The sequence below is a fragment of the Sphingomonas faeni genome, assembly GCF_040407565.1.
GTDB lineage: Bacteria > Pseudomonadota > Alphaproteobacteria > Sphingomonadales > Sphingomonadaceae > Sphingomonas > Sphingomonas faeni_F.
Genome location: NZ_JAPZPR010000003.1, coordinates 21,945 through 41,055, shown reverse-complemented (window position 1 = coordinate 41,055; position 19,111 = coordinate 21,945). Strand labels below are relative to the sequence as shown.

At 65.8% G+C, this 19,111-nt stretch carries 18 protein-coding genes and 1 pseudogene; 10 read left to right on the top strand and 9 right to left on the bottom strand.

Annotated features, from left to right (window positions below):
* Positions 1-97 precede the first annotated feature (97 nt).
* On the top strand, positions 98-820 hold the full coding sequence (locus tag O6Y00_RS06950) for a ParA family protein (RefSeq protein ID WP_353441884.1): 723 nt from the start codon (positions 98-100) through the stop codon (positions 818-820).
* The gene (gene aat, locus O6Y00_RS06945) at positions 817-1,566 is read left to right on the top strand and encodes a leucyl/phenylalanyl-tRNA--protein transferase (RefSeq protein ID WP_353441883.1); all 750 of its coding nucleotides are present in this window, start codon (positions 817-819) and stop codon (positions 1,564-1,566) included. The genes O6Y00_RS06950 and aat overlap by 4 nt, the downstream gene beginning before the upstream one ends.
* 35 nt (positions 1,567-1,601) lie before the next feature.
* On the opposite strand, the pseudogene O6Y00_RS06940 reads toward aat, so the two are convergent.
* From O6Y00_RS06940 to O6Y00_RS06920, 5 genes and pseudogenes are all read right to left on the bottom strand, one after another.
* Positions 1,602-1,835: pseudogene (locus O6Y00_RS06940) on the bottom strand (DUF2155 domain-containing protein); the annotation flags it as partial.
* Positions 1,836-2,032: 197 nt separating this feature from the next.
* Positions 2,033-2,425, bottom strand: a complete 393-nt coding sequence (locus O6Y00_RS06935) for an NADH:ubiquinone oxidoreductase subunit NDUFA12 (RefSeq protein WP_353441882.1) — start codon at positions 2,423-2,425, stop codon at positions 2,033-2,035.
* 548 nt (positions 2,426-2,973) lie between these two features.
* Entirely contained in the window at positions 2,974-3,459 is a 486-nt protein-coding gene (locus O6Y00_RS06930) for a DUF192 domain-containing protein (RefSeq protein WP_353441881.1), read from the bottom strand.
* Positions 3,456-4,001: a cold-shock protein gene (locus O6Y00_RS06925; RefSeq protein ID WP_353442242.1), complete on the bottom strand. Its 546-nt coding sequence runs from the start codon at positions 3,999-4,001 to the stop codon at positions 3,456-3,458. The genes O6Y00_RS06930 and O6Y00_RS06925 overlap by 4 nt, the downstream gene beginning before the upstream one ends.
* 145 nt (positions 4,002-4,146) lie before the next feature.
* Positions 4,147-4,830 carry a regulatory protein RecX gene (locus tag O6Y00_RS06920; protein WP_353441879.1) on the bottom strand — a complete coding sequence of 228 codons (684 nt, stop codon included), beginning with the start codon at positions 4,828-4,830 and terminating at the stop codon, positions 4,147-4,149.
* A 98-nt stretch (positions 4,831-4,928) separates the two neighbouring features.
* Between O6Y00_RS06920 and O6Y00_RS06915 the strand changes: the two genes are divergently transcribed.
* Entirely contained in the window at positions 4,929-6,716 is a 1,788-nt protein-coding gene (locus O6Y00_RS06915; protein ID WP_353441878.1) for a fatty acyl-AMP ligase, read from the top strand.
* Between the two features lie 136 nt (positions 6,717-6,852).
* Positions 6,853-9,210, top strand: coding sequence for a putative bifunctional diguanylate cyclase/phosphodiesterase (locus O6Y00_RS06910; RefSeq protein WP_353441877.1), 2,358 nt, complete (start codon positions 6,853-6,855; stop codon positions 9,208-9,210).
* A 72-nt stretch (positions 9,211-9,282) separates the two neighbouring features.
* On the opposite strand, the gene O6Y00_RS06905 is transcribed toward O6Y00_RS06910, so the two are convergent.
* The gene (locus tag O6Y00_RS06905; protein ID WP_353441876.1) at positions 9,283-10,566 is read right to left on the bottom strand and encodes a M20/M25/M40 family metallo-hydrolase; all 1,284 of its coding nucleotides are present in this window, start codon (positions 10,564-10,566) and stop codon (positions 9,283-9,285) included.
* Between the two features lie 177 nt (positions 10,567-10,743).
* Here O6Y00_RS06905 and O6Y00_RS06900 point away from each other — a divergent pair, with 177 nt between their 5' ends.
* Positions 10,744-11,427, top strand: coding sequence for a PAS domain-containing protein (locus O6Y00_RS06900; RefSeq protein WP_353441875.1), 684 nt, complete (start codon positions 10,744-10,746; stop codon positions 11,425-11,427).
* Here the strand turns inward: O6Y00_RS06900 and O6Y00_RS06895 are convergent.
* A complete protein-coding gene (locus O6Y00_RS06895; protein WP_353441874.1) occupies positions 11,420-11,875 on the bottom strand; it encodes a universal stress protein in 456 nt (151 codons plus the stop codon). The two genes, O6Y00_RS06900 and O6Y00_RS06895, sit on opposite strands and share 8 nt — an antisense overlap.
* 122 nt (positions 11,876-11,997) lie before the next feature.
* Between O6Y00_RS06895 and O6Y00_RS06890 the strand changes: the two genes are divergently transcribed.
* From O6Y00_RS06890 to O6Y00_RS06870, 5 genes are all read left to right on the top strand, one after another.
* Positions 11,998-13,347 carry a pyruvate dehydrogenase complex dihydrolipoamide acetyltransferase gene (locus tag O6Y00_RS06890; RefSeq protein WP_353441873.1) on the top strand — a complete coding sequence of 450 codons (1,350 nt, stop codon included), beginning with the start codon at positions 11,998-12,000 and terminating at the stop codon, positions 13,345-13,347.
* Between the two features lie 116 nt (positions 13,348-13,463).
* Entirely contained in the window at positions 13,464-13,676 is a 213-nt protein-coding gene (locus O6Y00_RS06885; RefSeq protein WP_353441872.1) for a hypothetical protein, read from the top strand.
* A gap of 44 nt (positions 13,677-13,720) precedes the next feature.
* The gene (locus tag O6Y00_RS06880) at positions 13,721-14,062 is read left to right on the top strand and encodes an acyl-CoA thioesterase (protein ID WP_353442241.1); all 342 of its coding nucleotides are present in this window, start codon (positions 13,721-13,723) and stop codon (positions 14,060-14,062) included.
* Between the two features lie 15 nt (positions 14,063-14,077).
* On the top strand, positions 14,078-15,499 hold the full coding sequence (gene lpdA / locus O6Y00_RS06875; RefSeq protein ID WP_353441871.1) for a dihydrolipoyl dehydrogenase: 1,422 nt from the start codon (positions 14,078-14,080) through the stop codon (positions 15,497-15,499).
* Positions 15,500-15,925: 426 nt separating this feature from the next.
* Positions 15,926-17,350 carry a hypothetical protein gene (locus O6Y00_RS06870; RefSeq protein ID WP_353441870.1) on the top strand — a complete coding sequence of 475 codons (1,425 nt, stop codon included), beginning with the start codon at positions 15,926-15,928 and terminating at the stop codon, positions 17,348-17,350.
* Positions 17,351-17,357: 7 nt separating this feature from the next.
* On the opposite strand, the gene O6Y00_RS06865 is transcribed toward O6Y00_RS06870, so the two are convergent.
* Positions 17,358-18,482 carry an RcnB family protein gene (locus O6Y00_RS06865; RefSeq protein WP_353441869.1) on the bottom strand — a complete coding sequence of 375 codons (1,125 nt, stop codon included), beginning with the start codon at positions 18,480-18,482 and terminating at the stop codon, positions 17,358-17,360.
* A 124-nt stretch (positions 18,483-18,606) separates the two neighbouring features.
* On the bottom strand, positions 18,607-19,095 hold the full coding sequence (locus O6Y00_RS06860; RefSeq protein ID WP_353441868.1) for a GAF domain-containing protein: 489 nt from the start codon (positions 19,093-19,095) through the stop codon (positions 18,607-18,609).
* Positions 19,096-19,111 lie beyond the last annotated feature (16 nt).

Genomic DNA, 19,111 nt, shown 5'->3' with positions numbered 1-19,111 from the left:
CGATTAAGCGTTGAAGCGGCCGGTGGATCCTCCACCGGCCGCTTTTCTTTGTGCCGGACATCTTGCTCCCGACGCGTGAGACCGGCACCGTGGCGCCATGGCGACAGTAGCGATTTACAGCCTCAAGGGCGGCGTCGGAAAAACGACGTTGGCGGTGAACCTGGCCTGGTGTGCAGCGACCGCCTCCGCGCGGAAGACTTTGTTGTGGGATCTGGATCCCCAGGCGGCCGCAACCTGGGTGCTCGGCGACGACCGGCCCGGCACCGGTCCGATCGATCAGGCGCACGCGATGTTTTCGAAGGATGTGGCGGTACGCAAGCAGGCGCGACCGACGTCCTATCCAAGACTCGATCTCGTCGCTGCGGACGCATCGCTGCGCGGGCTCGATCAACTTTTTCACGATCTCGACAAGAAGAAGCGGCTGGCCAAGCTGCTATCCGACCTGAAGGCCTACGACCGGGTCATCCTCGACTGCCCACCGGGGCTTACCGAAACCGCCGACCAAGTGATGCGTGCCGCCGATCTGATCGTCGTTCCCGTCATCCCGTCGCCACTGTCGACCCGCGCCTATGAGGCGGTGGTGCGCCATCTGGGCGGGAGGACCCAGCTGCTGCCTGTGCATGTGATGGTCGACCGCCGTCGCGCGCTGCATGGCGAGGCGCTGGAACAGCATCCCGACTGGCCGGTGGTTCCGATGGCGAGCGCGATCGAATCGATGGCCGTCAAGCGCGCGCCGGTGGGGGTGTTCGCGCCGAAATCGTCCGCTGCGCAGGCGTTCGCCGATCTCTGGCGCCGGATCGAGCATCGTCTGGCCGCATGAGCAACGTCCTCGATCCAGCGAATGCGCTCGACCCGCAACTCGTGCTCGGCGCCTATTCGGTCGGCGTGTTCCCGATGGCGGACAGCCGCGATGCCGCCAGCGTCTACTGGGTCGAGCCGCGCCGCCGCGCAGTGCTTCCGCTCGAAGGTTTCCAGCTCTCCCGCTCTTTGAAGAAGACGATCGCCACGGATCGCTTCCAGGTCACCGTCGACACCGCCTTCGAGCGCGTCGTGCAATTATGTGCCGAAAGCGTCGAAGGCCGCCCGGAGACGTGGATCAACGATAGCATCGAACGCGTCTTTCAGACCCTCCACGGGATGGGCTTCGCACATTCGGTCGAGTGCTGGGACGGCGGCAAGCTCGTCGGTGGTCTCTACGGACTGGCACTCGGCCGGGCGTTCTTCGGCGAGAGCATGGTCAGCCGCGCCACCGACGCGTCGAAGGTCGCGCTCGCCCACCTCGTAGCACGCCTGCGCGCAGGCGGGTTCGCATTGCTCGATTGCCAATTCCAGACGTCGCATCTCGCCTCGCTCGGCGCGATCGAGATCGACCGAGCGGATTACGCGGCGTTACTCGCCGCCGCACTCGACGGCGCGATCGGCGCGACCTCGTCCGCAGTTGGCGCGTCGCCCGCCTGCGACTTTCGCGCGCTCGATCGCTTGGCCGGCAAGGCGTCCGCGACCGGCGCCGTATCGGGACCGGTTTCCGGGAAGGTCATCGCACAGCTTTTGGTCCAGACGTCGTAGATCGGGTGCTGCACCGCGTTGAGCGCCGGGCGCTCCTTGTAGAGCCAGCCCGAGAATGTCCGCCGCCAATGCGCGTCGACGTCACGCACCAGGACCTGCACGAACGCGCCGGTCAACTGTTCCTGCTCCCACGGCGCGGTCTGTTCGCACGCGCGCAGCCGTAGCACGACGTCGCCAAGCCGGGTCGCCTGGCCGGGCTTGAGCCGGACCTCGCGGGTCTCGCCGTTACGCTTGTTGAGCAGGCCGATCACCGCGACCCGCTGCGCCATCGGCGTGCCGCCATTGGCGATCGCCGCGGCGCCGGTATCGAGCGTCTCGATCGAAGAGTTTCCGGGCTCGTTCGCACCCGGCAGGTCCTGCTGGACCACTGCCGTCGTCGTCGCCGGGGCGTTGAGCGCGCGATATCCGAACCAGCCGCCCACCCCCAACACCACGACCAACACGGCCGCGGCGAGCCAGCGCAGGCTCACCCTTCGGGCGTCCAGGCTTCGTAGTCACCCGTTGCGGCAGCCCGCTTGCCGCCCTTTTCGAGCGCACCCGCGGGCCGATAGGCAAGCGCGGTCCCGGTCATGTTCGGTACGGCAGGTTTCTGCCAGGCGCGGATGGGCGGCAATGCGCGCTCGGGCACGTCGTCGACCTGATGATGCAGCCAGCTGAACCACGCGGGCGGCACCCGGCTCGCGTCGGTCGCGCCCTGGTAGATCACCCAGCGACGCGGGTTGCCGGCGGTGTCCTTGCCGCCCTGGTAATAGACGTTGCCAAGCGCGTCCTCACCCATCTTCGCCATGCTGCGCAGGCCGAATTTGGTGCCGAGGGTGGCGCCGTTCCACCACGTGAAAGTCGATGCGAGAAAGCCCATGCGTGGCGCTTAACCCGAGTGGCGACGGGCTTCAACCATGATCGTTGGCGGAAGGGTACGTAGGCTCTTGGGAGATTTTCCCCCGCGAGGGGCAGGTGGCGCCGCAGGCGTCGGAGGGGGAGGATACGGATCAGCGGTTGGCGTGTGCCTCCCCCTCCGTCAGGCTGGCGCCTGCCACCTCCCCCTTGCGGGGGAGGATCGTGAAAATGCACCGTTGAGACTTCGGCCCCGCCTCACATACGACAGCCCCGTTCACCTGCGAAGGCGGGAGCCCAGTCTGACTCACCGTCCTTTTGCGGAGAAACGGTCCTGGTTGCTCGACGGGATCAGCCCAGACCGACCCCCCGCCTTTGAAGGCCCTTTCGAGCAAGGCCACCATCCCGGCGAAGCCCGGGGCCCCAGTCGAAAAGGGTACGGTACCGGAGCGCAGCATCAGTTGGCGACGTCTCCCAACTGGACCCTGGCCTTCGCCGGGGCAGTATAATTGCTTCGACAGTCTCGCGCGGTGGGATGGAATTGTTAAAGCACGTGCGACAGACAGCGCCAGCCTACTTCGTCTTGTCCCACGTCACCAGATCACCCTCGGCGATCCCCAGCTCCGCCGAACGCCCACCCATCAACTCCAGCACCGCGCCGACCGGCTCGCCCGACGGAATTGGCGCCTCGGAGAACGGTACGGTATTCTCCGCGATCCGCGCGATCGTGCCATCCGCGCGGATATACACGATGTCGAGCGGACTCGGCGTGTTCTTCATCCAGAAATTCGCCTCGCGCGGCGGACCGCCCTCACCCGGATACGGCCAGAACAGCATGCCGCCGTCAGGCTTCAGATCGGTTCGGAACATCAGCCCCCGCGCCTGTTCCTCAGGCGTCTTCGCGCGTTCGATCGAAAAGACGTGGCTGCCATTGGCGCTCTTGATCGTCAGCGCGGTGTTGGCAACGACGTGATCCTCGCTCCGCAAGTACGCAACTCCCCCAGCACCGGCGCCGAGCACCAACAGGCCCGCCCACACGGCCTTGCCACCAACGATCATCCCAGATCCTCTTCGACTGCGACCGCAAGCGGACCCTTGCGCCCCTCGACGACCCTCGCACGCAGCCGTTGATCGGGTTCGACGGTTTCGATCCCGGCTCGGCGCAGCGTTTCCATATGGACGAATATATCGCTGCCATCCGCGCCACGCACGAGGAAACCATAGCCCTTCAACCGGTTGAACCATTTGACCATTGCTGGCTCGAACGGTCCCGCGGCATCGATCATCGCGACCGGATCGATACGGTCGGGCGACGACGGCGCGCGGACGATCTCTTCCACTGCGTTGGTCATGTCGATCGACACGATTTCGCGCGCCTGGAAACCGCGGCCACGCTGGACCGACAGGGTCTCGACGCGCGCGCCTTCGGGCAGGCTGCGGCGGCCATGGGCCTGCAGAACCGAGAAATGGACCAGGATATCGCCGACGTTGGCGTCGTCCGCGACCGCGAAGCCGAACCCGCGAGTTACGTCGAACCATTTGATGACACCGCCGATCGCGCGTGTTTCCGCCTGCTCCGACGGACGCTCCTCGGCGACCATCGGTGCAACATCGTCCAGCGTCGACTCGGCCATCGTTGAAACGGTCGGCGCCGCGCCACTCAGTTGCGTGTCGTTACGCATCATTACGCCCCCTGACCCCCTGCTAGCACGGTTCGTCGCGGTCGCAACGAATCCGTTGCTTCGGTCATTCGAAATCGGACGATTCGACCGTATCCGACGGCGGTGCAGCAACGATCCTGCGCGCCAGATCGAAGCGATGTCCCGCGCGAATCATCGCCGCGAGCTGTTTGTCCTGCGATTTCCGGTCGCTATCGCCCGTGCCATATGGCCCGATTCGTTTGCGTCGCGCGAACGCGAGTGCCGAGTCGATCGCGCGATCCTCGATCGCCGGCGCGATTGATTCGGCGTCGCCCTCGTCGATCCCCGCCTCGCGAAACGCACCGGCGACCCGCCGCCCGCCAAGTCCCCGGCGCTGCATTGCAGCAGCCCGCTGCTCCGCAAAGGCCCGGTCGTCGATATAGCCGAGATCGGCCATTCGTTGCGCCAGCCCGACGGGGTCGAGCGTCGGTGCAGCCGGATCCGTCGGCGCACCACCCCATTCCCGTTCACGGATCTTGCGCTTGAGATAGTCCGTCAGCCGCCCGCGCGTCGTTGCGAACCGCTCGACATAGCGCAACGCCATAGTCTCCAGCGCAGCCGCATCGAAGGGCTTTGGCGCTGGTCGTTCACGCGAGCGCCGGTCACCGCGGTCCTTGCCGCTACCCCGGTTTTTGCCGAACCCTTGACCTTTGCCGTCGCCGTCGAAGCGGCCTTTCGCCTGGCCGTCCGTACCTGTGGTCAGGCTTTCATGATCGTCATCATCCGGCACGCCATCATTGTGCCACACTGACACCCGAAATTGAACGGCTAGACTGAAGATAGGCGTGGTGTGTGCGATCCCCACGGCGGAGCAAGACAGGAACTGCGATGACGACCGATACGGCGAAGACCGATACGGCCACCAAGAGTGGCAATCACGGCCAGACCGCAGCGGCTCTCGTCGCGACGCCGACGCACGACGCGCTGCCACGCCGCTTCGCCGATTTCGGCACGCTCGGTGAGGCTCTCGATTACGCCGCCACCGGTAACCGCGGTCTTAATTTCCACGACGCTCGCGGTACCCTCGCGCAGCCTTATCCTTACAGCCAGCTTCGCACCGACGCCCGCGCGATGGCCGATCGCCTGATCGCCGCCGGCGTCGCACCCGAAGACCGGATCGCGCTGGTCGCCGAAACCGGCCCCGAGTTTGCCGCGCTCTTCTTCGGCGTGGTCTATGCTGGCGCCTGGCCCGTCCCGCTGCCATTGCCGACCTCGTTCGGCGGCCGCGATTCGTACATCGAACAGCTCCGCGTCCAGCTTTCGAGCTGCGATCCGAAGATGCTGATCTTCCCACCCGAACTCGCGCAGATGGCCGGCGAAGCCGCGCGCCTGTCGGGTACCGTAGGGATCGACTGGTCCGAATTCGCTCGCCGCGAAGCGCCTGTCGCGACGCTGCCCGACGCGAGTCCGGACGATATCGCATACCTGCAATATTCGAGCGGCTCGACGCGCTTCCCGCACGGCGTCGTCATCACGCATGCAGCCTTGCTCAACAACCTCGCCGCGCATAGCCACGGCATGGAGGTCTGCGGCACCGACCGCTGCGTTTCCTGGCTACCTTGGTATCACGACATGGGGCTGGTCGGCTGCTTCCTGTCGCCGATCGCCAACCAGGTCTCGACCGATTACCTAAAGACCGAGGATTTCGCGCGCCGCCCGCTTGCCTGGCTCGACCTCATCAGCCGCAATACGGGCACGACGCTCAGCTACTCGCCGACCTTCGGCTACGATATCTGCGCGCGCCGCATGTCGTCGCAGACCAAGGCGAGCGACCGTTTCGATCTGTCGCGCTGGCGGGTCGCGGGCAACGGCGCCGACATGATCCGCCCCGACGTGATGCAGTCGTTCGTCGACGCGTTCGCCGATGCGGGCTTCAAGGCCAGCGCGTTCCTGCCGAGCTATGGTCTCGCCGAAGCGACGCTCGCAGTATCGCTGATGCCGCCGGGCGAAGGCATCCGCGTCGAACTGGTCGAGGAAACGCAGTTGTCGGGCGGCTCGCGGGGCGGCGACCGTCCTCAGCGCTACCGGGCGATCGTCAACTGCGGCAAGCCGGTACGCGACATGCGGATCGAGATTCGTGAAGAGGACGGCACGCCGCTGCCCGAGCGTGCGATCGGCAAGGTATGGTGCAAGGGCAAGTCGGTGATGGTCGGCTATTTCCGCGACGACGCCGCGACCGAAGCCTGCATGTCCGACGGTTGGCTCGATACCGGCGACATGGGCTATATGTCCGACGGCTATATCTACATCGTCGGTCGCGCCAAGGACATGATCATCGTCAACGGCAAGAACCACTGGCCGCAGGACATCGAATGGGCGGTGGAGCAGCTTCCCGGCTTCAAGGCGGGCGATATCGCCGCGTTTGCGATCACCACGCCTGGCGGCGAGGAAACGCCTGCCGTTCTGGTTCAGTGCCGCAGTTCGGACGAGGGCGAACGCCTGCGTCTGCGCGACGAGATTCGCGAGCGGGTTCGCTCGGTGACGGGCATGAACTGCGTGATCGAACTGATCCCGCCGCGCACCTTGCCGCGCACGTCGTCGGGCAAGCTCAGCCGCGCCAAGGCGCGCAACCTGTATCTCAGCGGTGATATCAAGCCCTACGACATCGCTGCGTGAGGAAACGATCGTTGCGAAAATCTTCGCGGTAAAGTTCGTTTGATCTGCATGGTTTAGCGGCACGACCCGGAATTAATATATCCAAAATGGTCTTTCACGAACGATCTGCTAACCAACCTGTTTTATAACGCGCGCTGTGAGTACGAGAACACCACCCCTGTCGCGCCGTGCTGCGTTCGACATTACGACAGTGCTCGGCCTGCGCGATGGCGCGGATTCGGCTGAGTGGAGCCGTATCCGCGCCACGCAGCTTTTCGCAGGACGTAGATTGGCGCTGTTCCTGCTCGCCGCCAACGTGTTTGCCTCGCTGATCACCGCGGTGCTGGTACGAGAGATCGTTCCGCTGTGGCAGATCGCGACCTGGGTCGCGCTGCTCGATGCGGTCGCGGTCGCGGTCGGGTTTCGTCGCCTGGCGACGCATCATCGCGGTGACAGCTATGCGAACGTCCGCGACGTGCGCAACACCGGCTGGGAGGGGCTGGCACTTGGTCTCGCCTGGTCGACGGTGCCGGTGCTGTTCTGTACGCACGCGCCTTCGGGGACGACCGCAGGTCTCGGAATAACACTGATCGTGCTGATGACCGCGGCTGCGTTCGCGATGGCGCCGCTTGCGCTCGCGACCTTGATATTCCTCGGTTATCTTGGCTTCGCGATCATCGTCCAGCTGGTCATGGCGGGCACGACCGCAGCAGCGTTCGGCATCCTCGCGTTCACGGTTCTGCTCATGGTCGTGTGCATCACCCGTGCGCGTGCGCTGGTGATGATCCGCGCTGCGGAGATCGCAATCGGCGAGCGCGACGAGACGGTCAGTCTGCTGTTGCGCGAGTTCGAGGAATCGGGTGCGGACTGGCTCTGGGAAACCGATTCCGCGCGCCGCATCGTCCGGGCGTCGGCACGGTTCGCGTTCGCCTGCGGCCTTGATCCGATCAGCATCGAGGGCATGCCCCTGCTTCAGGTGCTCGCCGGCCCGACCTGGGAAACCGGTAATTTCGCTGCTGGCCTGCGCACGCTCGCCGAGAAGTTGAAGGCGCGCGAGAGCTTCCGCGACCTGCGCCTGCCCGTGCAGATCGCCGGCGAGGATCGCTGGTGGGAAATCGCAGCCTCTCCGCGGTTCGGCGACCGCGGGGAATTCTGCGGCTTTCGGGGCGTCGGCTCCGACGTTACCGAACAGCGCGCCTCGGCGGACAAGATCAACCGCATGGCGCGGTTCGACACGCTGACCGGGCTACCGAACCGGCTGATGGTCAACGAGACGCTCGTCAAGACGATCGCGGAGGGTGACAAGCGAGGCGGACGCTATGCGTTCATGATGCTCGATCTCGATCGGTTCAAGGCGGTCAACGACACGCTTGGCCATCCGATCGGCGACCGGTTGCTCGGGCGCGTCTCCGAACGAATCGATCAGTTGATGGGCGACAAGCACATGTGCGGCCGGCTCGGCGGCGACGAATTCGCGGTCATCGTCCGCGATGCGAGCGACAGCGCGGCCGTCGAACGCCTGGCGCAGCGGATCATCGAAGCGTTGTCGCGCCCCTATGAGATCGACGCCCATACGCTGCACATCGGCGCCAGCATCGGACTTTCGATCGGGCCGCGCGACGGTCGCACCGCAGAGACGCTGGTGCGCTCCGCGGATCTCGCGCTCTACCGTGCCAAGGACGCGGGACGCGGCGTGTTCCGCACCTACGAACCCGAACTCCACGTCCAGGCCGAAGAACGTCGCGTGCTCGAAATGGCGTTGCGCACGGCGATCGAGAAGGGCGAGATGCATCTTGAATACCAGCCCGTCGTCGACGTCGGCAGCGGCGCCGTCCGTGGGTTCGAGGCGTTGCTCCGCTGGACCAATCCCGAGTTGGGCAGCATCCCGCCAAGCAAATTCATCCCGCTTGCCGAGGAAACCCGGCTGATCGCACCGATCGGCGCCTGGGTGTTGCGTACGGCCTGTGCCGAAGCGGTGCGCTGGCCGTCCGACATGCGGATCGCGGTGAACGTCTCCGCCGATCAACTCCAGAATCCGAGCTTCGTGACGACCGTCACTTCGGCGCTGACGAACGCGGGCCTGTCGGCGGAGCGGCTCGAACTCGAAGTGACCGAAAGCGTGTTCCTGCACGAGGGACTTGGCGCGACGAAGGTTCTCGAACGCCTGCTCGATCTGGGCGTGCGCCTCAGCCTGGACGATTTCGGCACCGGCTATTCGTCGCTGGGCTATCTGAGCCGCACGCGCTTCTCGTCGATCAAGATCGATCGCAGTTTCATTCGCGACGCCGCCAAGGGCCTGCGTGAGGCCGTGGCGATCGTCCGGGCGGTTATCGCGCTGGCGAACAACCTCGACATCGCGACGACCGCGGAGGGCGTCGAGACCGAGGCCGAGCACCGCATGGTCCAGGACTTCGGCTGTACGATGGTCCAGGGATTCTATTTCGGGCGTCCGCTGCCCGTCGAGGAAGCGCGCGCGCTTGCGAACCGCGGATGGAAGGCGTCCGCCGCCGCCTGACCCGGAGCGCCGGCCAGCCTGGGCCGATCCCGGCGAATCCGACCTATCGGCGATGCCGTTCGCGCTTCCGACTCAACGCCGTCGTTCGCGCCCCGCGAAGCTGACTACGCTCTCCGCTCCATCGGCCGACAGTGCGGATACGCCGACGAAATTATCGTCCACCGGAACCTGCTGCAGGACGGTCTGCGTGCCGGTGACGTCCCGCGAATCGGTCCAGCCCTGCACATCGTTGCGGCGCCAGCGGACGCGGTAGCCTGCGGCGCCGGTCACAGCGTTCCATTTGACCGTCGTGTCGCGCGACAAGGCTCCGGCTATCGAAACCTCCTCGGGCGCTGATGGCGCAGCGGCGATCCGCGCCAAGGTCGCGACATTGATTGCCGTCACCTTTGCGAGGTACGGGAAATCCATGCCCTCGATCGTGTCGCCGTAAACGACGCCCTGTTCGGTACGCAGATCCTGATGCTGCCGGTCCCAATTCTCCGCCGCGACCGAAAAGCGTACGGCGGGGTAACCGAGCTTGAGGAAAGGCTCGTGATCGCCGCCACGGCCGAACCGGTCCGGTCGGCGGTCGAGCTTCACGTCAAGCCCACCGGGAATGCCGCCGGCGATCCCGTCGATCGCCTTGGCCAGCGCGCGGCTTGGACCATCGTCCTCGCCCCCCTCGGCGCGGCGGCCCTGCTGCGCAACCAGATCTTCCGAGGCGCGGATGCCTTCTGAAAACACGCGCACCTTGTCGGCGACGCGAACACCGCCCTGCCCCACCGTGTTGCCGACGATATCGTTGTTCAGCATTGCCGAGACCTGCCAGCCGCGGACCTTGGCTGTGTCGGCGAGCAGTTCGGCACCCCACAGGCCCTGCTCCTCGCCCGAGAACACCGCATAGACGATCGTCGCGTCGAACTGCCGCTGCGACAGCAACCGCGCTGCCTCGAGCACCAGCGCGACGCCCGACGCGTTGTCGTTCGCGCCGGGCGCATCGGAGGTCGCGTTCATCACATCGGTGACGCGGCTGTCGATATGCGCGCCGACGATCACGACGCGGTTCGGATCGCGGCCCTTCTGGATGCCCAGCACATCCTCGACCAGGACGCCGGTCGGTGCACGGGGACCGGTGAATCGACGCGATATCCGCTCGACGGTGATGCAGCCGCCACAGGATGCGCCGATTGCCGCAAAACGCTGTACAGCCCAGGTTCGCGCGGCGCCGATGCCGCGCTTCGGATCCGTCGTCGTCGAGGCGGTGTGGCGCGTGCCGAACCCGACCATGGTCGTGACGTCGGCTTTCAGGCGGATCGTCGAGGGTGATGAAGAAGCGGCGGCGGCGGCAAGAAGCAGCGGTATGGCAAAGACGGGCATAACTGGACGTTGGCCCGATCCGCCCCTCAACTCAAGCCGATACCGACATCTTCTCGTAACAGTCGCCATAAAGCATTATCGGGTCGTAACAGAATGTTACGATCGATATATCATGATCCATGTTTGAGATTTCTTTGCGCAGTTGGTAGATGTGCAGCTCGCGTTACGGGAACCGAGATGATCATTGGCCACTCAATGTCCAACGGCGAAGGCGTCATCCAGGCGATAGACGAATCCGTCGCAACCCTGTTGCAACGCACGCAGAAGCAGCTGGTCGGTATGAGTTTCACCGCGATAACCCACCCTGGTGACCTGGCGAATAACCTCGCACAGATTATGGCACTGCAACCGAACGCACGCTCCGCGCGCATCAGAAAGCGTTATCTTGGCGGCGAAGGAGCGATAATTCCAGTCGAAGTTCAAGTGTCGCGACTCGGTAGCGCCGGCGTTGAGCATCTCGTCGGAACGTTCTCGACCCTTCCGACTCTGACAGATTTTGTCGACAAGGATCCCATGCCTCACCGCCTGTGGCGCCGGGCACAGGACCTGTTGCGCGTCATGGGTGCACGAAATTCCACGCTTGGTTCGGATCTCTTTGCGGATCACGCATGGACCGCGCTATTGATCGTGTACGTCGCGGAAGCCGAAAGCCAGATCGCGACACTGGATATGATCGCAAACCGGTCGCAGCTCTCACGCACGACGCTGAGCCGCTGGATTCGCGTACTTCAGTCCAAACAGCTGTTGGAACCGTGCGATCCGGAGTGTGGCGCGCTCCAGCTCACATCGGTTGGAATCGAGAAGGTCGAAGGGCTTCTGTCGACCCACACCTCCGGCAGCACGGTGAAAACGGTCAGCTGAGCCGGTCGATCGCCTCGCGCGTCAGCGAACCCGGGATGATCATCACCGGCACCGGCAACGCCCCTGCATCCGTACCCGCGAAATGTGCGATGAGCTGCCCGGGCGCCCCGGTCGCCGCTGCGCCCAGCACCAGCGCGGCGATATCCGGGTTCGCCGCAATCATCTCGCGGATGATCTTCGGGCTCTCGCCCTCGCGCACGGTAATCGAAGGACGCAGGCCGGACTCCTCGAGCAGCGTACCCGCGGCACCGGCGACCAGCCCCTCAGCATGCAGCCGCGCTTCCTCCTCGATCGTCGCCTGGACGCCACCGAACGCGATGAACTCCTGCGGCGGGATCACGGTCAGGATTTCCACCCCGCCGCCGGTCTTCACCGCGCGCCGGGCCGCGAAACGCAGTGCGATCCCAGCTTCCGGACTGTCGTCGATAACCACCAGATAAATGCGCATTTTCGCCCCCGTTATCACCGGTAATTGGGCCGCAGCGGGTCGATACGCAAGTGCGTCGGGGTTGACCCGAGCGGACGAGGGCGCGAGTAGGCATGCCGTTACGTCACGCCCTGGGGAAATCCATGTCGATCGAGATCAAGATGCCTGCGCTGTCCCCGACCATGGAGGAGGGTACCCTCGCCAAATGGTTGATCAAGGAAGGCGACGTCGTGAAATCCGGCGACCTGATGGCCGAAATCGAAACCGACAAGGCGACGATGGAATTCGAAGCCGTCGACGAAGGCACCGTGGTCAAGATCCTCGTCGCAGAAGGCACCGACAACGTGAAGGTCGGCACCGTCATCGCGATCATCGCCGAAGAGGGTGAGGACGCGTCGTCCGTCTCGGCGCCGACCAAGAGCGAAACGCCCGAGCCCGCCGCAAAGGAATCGGAAGCCAAGCCCGATCCCAAGGATCCGAACGACACGGGTAGCGAAGCCAAGCCGGTCGAGCGGACCGAAGCCTCGGCCGAAGATCACGGTCGTCCCGACGACGCCGGTGCAGCCAAGCCGGCGGCAAGCGGTGAGCGCGTCAAGGCGAGCCCGCTCGCCCGCCGTCTCGCCGCCGACAAGGGTATCGATCTCGGTGCCGTGTCGGGTTCCGGCCCCAAGGGTCGTATCGTCAAGGCCGACGTCGAGAGCGCGAAGCCGGGTGCGGCTCCCGCTGCTGCGAAGACCGAAACTGCTGCGCCGACCGCGTCTGCTGCTCTGGCGCCTGCCGCCAAGCCTGCGACCGTGCCGGATATCCCGCACGAGTCGACCAAGCTCAGCAACGTCCGGAAGACGATCGCGCGGCGCCTGACCGAGTCGAAGCAGACCGTTCCCCACATCTACCTGACGGTGAACATCCGCCTCGATGCGCTGCTCAAGCTGCGTGGTGACTTGAACAAGAGCCTCGAATCGCGCGGCGTGAAGCTGTCGGTCAACGACCTGCTGATCAAGGCGCAGGCCGTCGCGCTCATGCAGGTCCCGACCTGCAACGTGATGTTCACGCCCGACCAGCTGATCACCTTCCAGCGCGCCGACATCTCGGTCGCGGTGAGCACGCCATCGGGGCTGATCACGCCGATCATCGTCGGTGCGGACACTGCATCGCTGTCGTCGATCTCGACGCAGATGAAGGACCTTGCCGGCCGTGCGCGTGACGGCAAGCTGAAGCCTGAGGAATATCAGGGCGGTACCGCCTCGATCAGCAACATGGGCATGTTCGGCATCACGCAATTCGATGCGGTCATCAACCCGCCGCAGGCGATGATCCTCGCGGTCGGTGCGGGCGAGAAGCGTCCGTACGTGGTCGGCGACGAACTGACCGTGGCGACCGTCATGTCGGCGACCGGCAGCTTCGATCATCGCGCGATCGACGGTGCTGACGGTGCGCAGTTCATGAAGGCATTCAAGCATCTGGTCGAGAACCCGCTGGGCATGCTGGCGTAAGCTGACGGACATGGACTTCACCTCCCCCACTCCGTTCGCCCTGAGCGAAGTCGAAGGGCATGAGACTCATGTACCTCGACTGCACTCGGCACGAACGGTTTAGGGGGGTGTTCTACATGAAGAAGACGACCATCGAGATCCTGCACATCCTCGCAGGCCTCGTAGTCGCAATCGCGATCACCTGGGCGGCGGCATGGTCCTATCCGCTCGGGCAGGACGTGATCTGGTCGTGCGGGGCAGCGGCGATGGTCGCGACCGTGCTGATGGGCGTGGGGCCGTTGCGCCGCGCCCGCCGTCTCGACCAAACGACCCGCAGGAGTGAAGCGTGACCGACCTGCCCCCCAACAAGGCTCCGACGATCCGCGTCACCGCGATGCCCGCCGACGCCAACCCGTATGGCGACATCTTCGGCGGCTGGCTGATGGGCCAGATGGATCTCGCGGCCGGTTCGGTCGCCTCGCGGCGTAGCGGCGGCCGTGCGGTCACGATCGCGGCGGACGCAATGAAGTTCCACATGCCCGTCGTCGTCGGCGACGAGGTGTCCGTCTACGCCGAACTGATCACGGTCGGCCGTACCTCGATGACGATCGAGGTCGAGGCGTGGCGCCGCGCTCGCCATAGCAACGACAGTTGCAAGGTGACCCAGGCGCGCTTCATCTTCGTTGCGGTCGGCGACGACCGCAAACCCCGGCCCGTGCCGCCCGAAACCAATTGAATCGAAGGATTTACCGTGGCTGATACCTATGATCTCGTCATCCTCGGCTCGGGCCCCGGCGGCTATGTCGCCGCGATCCGTGCGTCGCAACTCGGCCTCAAGGTCGCGATCGTCGAGCGCGAGCGGCTGGGCGGTATCTGCCTCAACTGGGGCTGCATCCCGACCAAGGCGCTGCTCCGCACCTCGGAAATCTACCACTACATGCAGAACGCCGAGAGCTATGGCCTCAAGGCGGACAATGTCGGCTTCGATCTCGCCAAGATAGTCGACCGCTCGCGCAAGGTCGCGGGCCAGCTGAACGCGGGCGTCAAGGGCCTGATGAAGAAGAACAAGGTGACCGTCGTCGAGGGCGTCGGCACCGTCACGGGCGCCGGTAAGACTGGGGGCAAGCTCAGCGTCAAGCAGGGCGACAAGACCGTCGAACTCGAAGCCAAGAACATCATCGTCGCTACCGGCGCTCGCGCGCGCGACCTGCCGTTCGCGAAGGCCGACGGCGAGCGGATCTGGACCTACCGCCATGCGATGGTGCCGACCGAGATGCCGACCAAGCTGCTGGTCATCGGCTCGGGCGCGATCGGCGTCGAGTTCGCCAGCTTTTACAACGACATGGGCGCCGACGTGACGATCGTCGAGATGCTCCCGCGGATCCTCCCCGTCGAGGACGAGGAAGTCTCCGCGTTCATGGACAAGGCTTTGACCAAGCAGGGCATCAAGCTGCTGACCCAGACCGGCCTCGAAGGTCTCGTCCCCACGGCGAACGGCGTCACGGCCAAGATCAAGGGCCCCAAGACTAAGGATGGGGACGGCAAGGTTTCGGAAGAGACCTTCAGCCACGCGATCATCGCGATCGGCATCGTCCCCAACACCGAGAATATCGGGCTGGAGGCTTTGGGCGTCGAGACCGACCGCGGGCATATCAAGACCGACGGCTATGGCCGCACCAACGTCGACGGCATCTGGGCGATCGGCGACGTCACCGGCGCGCCCTGGCTCGCGCACAAGGCAAGCCACGAGGGCATCATCGCGGTCGAGAAGATCGCCGGCGGGTCGCCGCACCAGATGGACAAGGCCAACATCCCCGGCTGCACCTATTCGCGCCCGCAGGTTGCGTCGGTCGGCATGACCGAGGCGAAGGCGAAGGAAGCCGGCTACGAGCTGAAGGTCGGCAAGTTCCCCTTCATCGGCAACGGCAAGGCGATCGCTCTGGGCGAGGCCGAAGGCTTCGTAAAGACGGTGTTCGACGCGAAGACGGGCGAGCTGCTCGGCGCGCACATGGTCGGCGCGGAAGTCACCGAGCTGATCCAGGGCTATGTCGTCGCACGCCAGCTCGAGACGACCGAGGCCGAGCTGATGGAGACGGTGTTCGCGCATCCGACGCTGAGCGAGATGATGCACGAGAGCGTGCTGGCCGCGTACGGCCGGGCGATCCACTACTGATCTTCTGATCCTCCCCCGCAAGGGGGAGGTGGCACCGAAGGTGACGGAGGCGGAGGTTACGAAGCAGGCGTGGTCGCTTACCTCCCCTCCGTCTGGCAAGCGCCAGCCACCCCCTTGGTGGGGGAGAATTTGACGTTGGTACGCCGCGTTTTTCCGTCATCCTGACGAAAGTCAGGATTCAGGATACCGCCCGCAGCCCGCTTTAACTCTGGATCCTGACTTTCGTCAGGATGACTAGGTGTGATGGCAGGCATGCTAGCGGCCCTGTACCAGCGATATCCCGCCGACCGACCGATCCGGGCAATCCATCCCGTTGCGGCCCTATCTCTCTTGACCGTCGCGTGTGACGCACCGAAAGGTCGCGCCAGCCATCAGGTCCGGCTGGAGGGATCTCGCGGCTAAGACCTCAACGTGCAGGACCCGCGAATGCCGATCGAACCTGCCGCTCGCCCCCAACAGCGCTACATCGCCATAGCCGCAGCCGCGCTGTGCATCGCCTCGCTCGCGCTGTTCTGGCCGGGCACCGCGATGTACGACACCGTCGCGCAATATCGCCAAGTCCTGTCGGGCGTCTACGACGATTGGCACCCGCCGGCGATGGCGCGTATCTGGGCGCTGCTCACCCCACTCGGCACGGGCGCGACGCCGATGCTGGTTCTGCAGATCGTCACCTATTGGGTCGGTCTGGGGCTGTTCGCCGCCGCACTCGCGCGAACCGGACGGAGTCGCAGCGCGGTGGCGATCATCGTCATCGGCCTGCTCCCGCCATTCCTCGGCTGGCAGGGCATCGTCCTCAAGGACGCGCAACTGACCGGGGCCCTGCTCGCGGCGCTCGGCATCGTCGGCTGGTATCGGCTCACCGGACGCCCGGTCTCGCGCGCGGCGTTGATCCCGGTCACGGTGCTGCTCGCATACGCGGTCCTGGTCCGCGCGAACGCCGTGTTCTTCGTCGTCCCGCTGGTGATGGTGCTCGCGCCGCGCCCCGCCGGTCTCGTCGCAAAGACCGTTACCGGCCTGATCGCAGTCGTCGCCGTGCTCGGCGTCGCACCGGTGATCAACCACCAGCTGCTCGGCGCGCAACGCAGTGGCGTGGAATCGACGCAGGCGCTGTTCGACCTCGCGGGGATCGCGGCGCGCGTGCCAAACGGCGAAGCGATCGGGCTGACGCGCGCCGAAGCCGCCACCGTGATAGCACGCCGTTGCGCCTCGCCGTTCTTCTGGGATCCGCTCGGCGACGACGCGCATTGCGGAACGACGATGGCACGCTTGCGGGCGCTGCCGACCGGCGCGCTCTACGTCACGCTCGCCGGATCGGCGCTGCACCACCCGATCGCCTACGCCGAGCACCGGATCGCGCACCTGAACTCGACCGATCGCTGGCTGGTGCCGTTCCACTGGCCGAGCGCCGCGCCCCCGAGCGCGTCCGAGCCGAACACGATCGGCCTGCCCAACCCCGGCGCCGCGGCCGCCGCATGGGAGAGGGCAACCGGCACGATCGTCGAGACGCCGCTGGGCTGGCCGATCGCCTGGATCGTCGTCGCGATCACCGGACTGGCCGCGTGCCGGTCGCGCCCGCCCGGTCAGGCACGCGATTTCGCGCTGGCGCTGCTCGTCTCCGCACTCACGCTGGAGGCGAGCTTCGGTGTGCTCAGCATCGCCTCGGACCTGCGCTATCACCTCTGGCCAATGATCGCGACCGCGCTCGCGATCGTTCTTCTGACGGACCGCGCCCCGCCAAGGAAGACCCTGGCCATCGGCGGAACAGCGCTGGCGATCACCATCTGCGGTGGACTCGCCGCGCGCCTGACGCTGCCGACGCCGCCACAAACCTATGCCGGCATGCTCGGCTAAGACACGACTAGCGCCGCCGAAGCAGTTTGCGCCGCGGCGACGCCACTGTCTCGTAATATTCGGTGGTCGTCGTGGTGGTCGTTACCGGAGCGGACTGCACGACGACCGTCGTCGATCCGGCCGGATACGTACCGCCGCTGGTCGTCGTGACGGTCGTCAGGCCGTCCGGCGATACCCAATTGCCACCGGGCGCGACCGTGTAGCTGCGCGGCTGACGATCGTCCCCGCGATAGGGCGGCGGCGGCGGCGGATAATCGGCAGCATAGGCGGACGGCGGCGCATAACTCGCCCCGTATTCCGAGCCGCGATACGCCGAATGCGCGTATTCCGGCCGTGCGTATTCCGGACGTGCGTATTCCGGACGCGTATACTCCGGACGGGGTGGCGGCGGCGCACGCCGGCCACGGTCCTCGGTCTTGTCGATCGCGTACCCCGCCGCCGCACCGACGCCCGCGCCGATCAGCGTACCGCCGAGACGATTGTTGCGCCCGGCGATGACGTTGCCCGCGACACCGCCCGCGACCGCTCCGATCGCCGCGCCACCCAGACCGGTGTCGCGCCGGGGTACGGGACGGTCGTCATAGCCACGCTCGCCCGGCCCGGCATAGACCGTGTCGTTGGCCGCATAGTCGCGCGGGCTGATCGCTGGATAGCCGCCGGAATCGGAGCGATCCCAATCGACGTCGTTGACCGTGTCATAGACCGATCCGCGCGGGTCGATCAGCACCGCATCGTCGTAATATCGCACCCAGTTATAGCCCTGCGGCGGCTGCGGAAGGTCGTACGTCGCCCAGTCGCCGACCTGGAAGCGCGGCGCATTCCAATAGCCCGGCACGGCCCAGCCACGGTGCGGCCGGCGATACGCGGCCCAGCCGCCGGGCGCGTTGGCGCCGCCCCACCAGCGTCCGCCGATCTTGCTGCCCCAGCGCGGCTGGCGGTGCGGTAAAGCCTGCGTCGATGTGCTGACGACGGGACGGTTCGCCACGATCGGACCGGGCCGGCGCGGGTCCATCATCGGCGCCTGCATCGTTGCGCCGGGCATGCCGTAGCTCGTGCCGGGCCGCTGCTGCGCCTCGGCCGTGCCGCCGCCGATCAGCGCGAGGCCCGCGCTCGCAATCAAAACGCTCCGCATGTCCGTCTCCCTGGTTCCGCCACCCGATCCCGCGCAAACGCGAGATGTCTTAACGGGTTGCTTACCAAAGCTCCGGGGCTGCCACCAGCGAACGTGCTGTCCCGAAACGGATCAGGTGGCTAGGCTAGAGGCGTGACCCGAGCAACGCCGCCAGCGCCTCGCACCCGGACGCGTCCTCGGCATCGAACCGCGCGGGTTCGGGGCTATCGAGATCGAGCACCCCGAACAGGACGCCGTTCTTCGTCACCGGCACCACCAGCTCCGACCGGCTCGCGGCATCGCACGCGATATGACCCGGAAACGCGTGCACGTCCTCGACCAGTTGCGTGGTCAACGTCGCCGCCGCGGCACCGCAGACGCCCTTGCCGACCGGGATGCGGATGCAGGCGACCTTGCCCTGGAACGGCCCGAGCACAAGCTCGCCGCCATCGTCGGGCAGAAATCGGTAGAACCCGGCCCAATTCAGATCCGGCAAATATTCCCACACCAGCGCCGCCGCATTCGCCATGTTGGCGATCGGATCGCGCTCGTCCGCTGTCAGCGCGTCGAGTGCGGCGAGCAGGTCGCGGTAGAGATCGGCCTTGGTGCCGGCGGCAATATCGAACTGGTACATGTCGTCTTCCTTCGTC

Bases quoted from the DNA above. Each gene is read 5' to 3' on its own strand.
- O6Y00_RS06950 (WP_353441884.1), top strand. From the start codon at position 98: ATGGCGACAGTAGCGATTTACAGCCTCAAGGGCGGCGTCGGAAAAACG.
- aat (WP_353441883.1), top strand. From the start codon at position 817: ATGAGCAACGTCCTCGATCCAGCGAATGCGCTCGACCCGCAACTCGTG.
- O6Y00_RS06935 (WP_353441882.1), bottom strand. From the start codon at position 2,425: ATGGGCTTTCTCGCATCGACTTTCACGTGGTGGAACGGCGCCACCCTC.
- O6Y00_RS06930 (WP_353441881.1), bottom strand. From the start codon at position 3,459: ATGATCGTTGGTGGCAAGGCCGTGTGGGCGGGCCTGTTGGTGCTCGGC.
- O6Y00_RS06925 (WP_353442242.1), bottom strand. From the start codon at position 4,001: ATGGTCGCCGAGGAGCGTCCGTCGGAGCAGGCGGAAACACGCGCGATC.
- O6Y00_RS06915 (WP_353441878.1), top strand. From the start codon at position 4,929: ATGACGACCGATACGGCGAAGACCGATACGGCCACCAAGAGTGGCAAT.
- O6Y00_RS06905 (WP_353441876.1), bottom strand. From the start codon at position 10,566: ATGCCCGTCTTTGCCATACCGCTGCTTCTTGCCGCCGCCGCCGCTTCT.
- O6Y00_RS06900 (WP_353441875.1), top strand. From the start codon at position 10,744: ATGATCATTGGCCACTCAATGTCCAACGGCGAAGGCGTCATCCAGGCG.
- O6Y00_RS06895 (WP_353441874.1), bottom strand. From the start codon at position 11,875: ATGCGCATTTATCTGGTGGTTATCGACGACAGTCCGGAAGCTGGGATC.
- O6Y00_RS06890 (WP_353441873.1), top strand. From the start codon at position 11,998: ATGTCGATCGAGATCAAGATGCCTGCGCTGTCCCCGACCATGGAGGAG.
- O6Y00_RS06885 (WP_353441872.1), top strand. From the start codon at position 13,464: ATGAAGAAGACGACCATCGAGATCCTGCACATCCTCGCAGGCCTCGTA.
- O6Y00_RS06880 (WP_353442241.1), top strand. From the start codon at position 13,721: ATGCCCGCCGACGCCAACCCGTATGGCGACATCTTCGGCGGCTGGCTG.
- O6Y00_RS06870 (WP_353441870.1), top strand. From the start codon at position 15,926: ATGCCGATCGAACCTGCCGCTCGCCCCCAACAGCGCTACATCGCCATA.
- O6Y00_RS06865 (WP_353441869.1), bottom strand. From the start codon at position 18,482: ATGCGGAGCGTTTTGATTGCGAGCGCGGGCCTCGCGCTGATCGGCGGC.
- O6Y00_RS06860 (WP_353441868.1), bottom strand. From the start codon at position 19,095: ATGTACCAGTTCGATATTGCCGCCGGCACCAAGGCCGATCTCTACCGC.